Here is a 2,959-nt window from a genome sequence, read left to right on the forward strand (position 1 = left end):
GGCCGAAGCGTTCGGCCACCGGCATGAACTCGCCCGGCAAGATCAGCTTGCCGTTGCGCGCCTCGAGCCGCGCCAGCACCTCGACATGGCGGCTGTCTTGCCAAGGCCTGCCGAGGCGATGGATCTCCTGGCCGAACAGCTTCAACCGGCTGTCCTCCATGGCATCGACCAGATCGGCGGCAAGCCGCGCGGCGTTGAGGCCGCCGGCTCCGGAAGCTGTTTCGGCCGAGAACACGGCGAAGCGGTCGCGCCCGCCGGCTTTGGCGGCGTAGCAGGCATCGTCGGCGCAGGCGAGCGCATCGGTTACCGTCGTCCGGGGATCGCGCACGAAGGCGATGCCGATGCTGGCGGCTAGCCTGCGGGACGACACGGCGGAGCCGAGATCGGCGTCGCGCACCGCGGCGAGCACGGCACGCGCCAGCCGCTCGGCGCAAGCGTCGTTGCAGTTCGGAACCAGCAGCGCGAATTCGTCGCCGCCGAGGCGCGCGGCGTGGGCCGAAGGCGGCAGGCTGGCGCGGATGCCGCCGGCGACGCTCTTCAGCGCGATATCGCCCGCGGCATGGCCGGCATAGTCGTTCAGCGCCTTGAAGTAGTCGAGGTCGACATAAAAGACGGCAAGCGGCAGCCGGTCCGCCGCGCCGATGTTTTCGGCGAGCAGCCGGTCGAAGGCCGAGCGGTTCCACAGCCCGGTCAGCGCATCGTGATGGGCGGCGTAAGCGAGCTCCTCGGCGCGCTTCGTCTCGTCGGTGATGTCGCGTACCGTGCCGAGGATCTGGCCGGCCGAGCCGGCGCCGGCGATCAAACGCACCAGCGACTCGACATGGCGGACCGAGCCGTCGCGCCGGACGATACGGTATTGCGTGGCGGTCACGCTTTTCGAGCCCGGCGGCGGCAGATGCGCGCGCTCGGTGGCCTCCTTGTCGTCCGGGTGGAGATAGGTGTGCCAGAGATCGGCCGTCACCTCGTCGGTATCGCTGACCAGGCCGAAGATCTCCCTAGTGCGCGGGTCCCAATAGCTCTTGTTGGTGCCGATATCGTAGTGCCAGATGCCGGTGCCGCTGGCGGCGAGCGCGAGCCGCAAGCGGACATTGACCTGCTCAAGCGCGGCCTCGGCCTCCTTCTGCCTGGTGATATCGGTCTGCACGCCCATCAGGCGCAGCGGCTTGCCCTCGGCATCGCGCTCGACGATGCCGCCGCGGTCAAGCACCCAGACCCAGCGGCCGTCCTTGTGCTTCAGCCGTAGTTCCGTCTCGATCGACTCGGTGTCACCAGCGATATGGCGGTCGCCGCTCGCCAGTGCTCGCTCGCAGTCGTCGGGATGAGTGAGCTTCAGCCACAGATCGGAGGTATCGAGCTCGCCCTCGGCATAACCCAGCATCTTCCACCAGGTCGGCGAATAGTAGCAATCGCCCGTCGGGAGATTCCAGTCCCATAGGCCGAGCTGGGCGCGATCGAGCGCCAGCGCCCAGAATTCGCCGTTGCGTTTGGTGTCGTCCGCCATGCCCTCGTTCTTGCCGTCCCCGTTCGGGCATAGTGCATGAAAGCTGACAAAAAAGGGTTACTGGGGTGAAGCTGCCAATCTCCCCGCTTTTTGGAGGAAAGGTCCGGCAGAACAGGGGGGCGCGAAGGATCGCGGCCCATCTGCTTCGTCATCCGAGGGCGAAGCAAGGAGCGAAGCGACGCGCGCAGACCCTGGGATTCATGCCGTTACGCTAAAGCGTTGCAACAGCTACAGTATTCTGCGCTGCCGAACTCTACGCCAAAGGTCATCGAATGGATCCTCGGGTCAAGCTCGAGGATGACGAAGCAGAAGCTCCGCCGCTTTCGCCAATCGCAGACGCCCTTACCCCGCCGCCAGCCTTCGCCGCACCACCGCCGCGTGGAAACGCGCGCCATGCAGCAGGCCTTCATCGTTGAAATCGTAGGCCGGGTTGTGCAGCGGGGCGGAATTGCCGTTGCCGAGGAAGACGAAACAGCCGGGCACTTCGGTGAGGAAGCGGGCGAAATCCTCCGAGGCGGTCATCGGCTCGGCGGCGATGCCGACGGCATCGCCGGCCAGCACCGTTCGGGCCGCAGCAAGCGCCTCATTCACCAGCGCCGCGTCGTTGATCAAGGGCACGAACTCGCGCGTGTAAGTGACCTCAGCCGCTACGTTATAGGCCTGCGCCGTGCCTTCGGCGATGCCGCGCATCTCCTTCTCGATCGCCGCGCTCACCTCGGGCCGGAAACTGCGACAGTCGCCAAGGATGCGGGCGAGGCCGGGCAGCGCGTTGCGGGTGCCGTCGGTGATGAGCTCGGTGACCGAGACGACGCCGATATCGACGGGGCTCAGGCGTCGCGAGACGATGGTCTGCAGGTTGACGACCAGCGCGCAGGCGGCAATCAGCGTCTCGCGAGCGTCGTGCGGCCTGGCGGCGTGGCCGCCCAAGCCTTTCAGCACGATCTCGAAATTGTCCTCGGCCGACATGATCGGACCGCTCCGGGTTTCGAAGTGGCCGATGGGCAAGCCCGGCATATTGTGCAGCCCGAAGATTTCCTCGAAGGGAAAGCGTTCGATGAGCCCGTCTTCGATCATCGCAAGCGCGCCCCTGCCCCACTCCTCGGCCGGCTGGAAGATGAACCGCACCGTGCCGTCGAAGCCCCCTTCTTCCGCCAGCAGCTTCGCCGCGCCGAGCAGCATGGCGGTGTGGCCGTCATGGCCGCACGCATGCATGGTGCCGGGCGTCTGCGAGGTCCAGGCTCGCGTCCCTTGCTCGGCGATGCGCAGCGCATCCATGTCGGCGCGCAGCGCAATCGCGCGATTGCCGCTGCCCCTGGCCAGCGTGCCGACAACGCCGGTGCCGCCGATGCCTTCCGCGACTTCGAGCCCGAAGGCGCGAAGCTTCTCCGCCACGAAGGCGGCGGTGCTCTTTTCCTCGAAGCCGAATTCCGGGTGGGCGTGGAGGTCGCGCCGCCAGGC

General features: G+C 67.0%; 2 protein-coding genes. Both read right to left on the bottom strand.

The annotated features are described in order from the left end of the window. Positions 1 to 1,501 (bottom strand): diguanylate cyclase (locus EOA60_RS26515; RefSeq protein WP_128312146.1); only part of this gene is annotated, 1,501 nt, incomplete at its 3' end. Positions 1,502 to 1,843: 342 nt separating this feature from the next. Further along, positions 1,844 to 2,959 (bottom strand): M20 aminoacylase family protein (locus tag EOA60_RS26520; RefSeq protein WP_164899546.1); only part of this gene is annotated, 1,116 nt, incomplete at its 5' end.

Origin of the sequence: Mesorhizobium sp. M1A.F.Ca.IN.020.06.1.1, from assembly GCF_004023265.1 — a bacterium.
Lineage (GTDB): Bacteria > Pseudomonadota > Alphaproteobacteria > Rhizobiales > Rhizobiaceae > Mesorhizobium.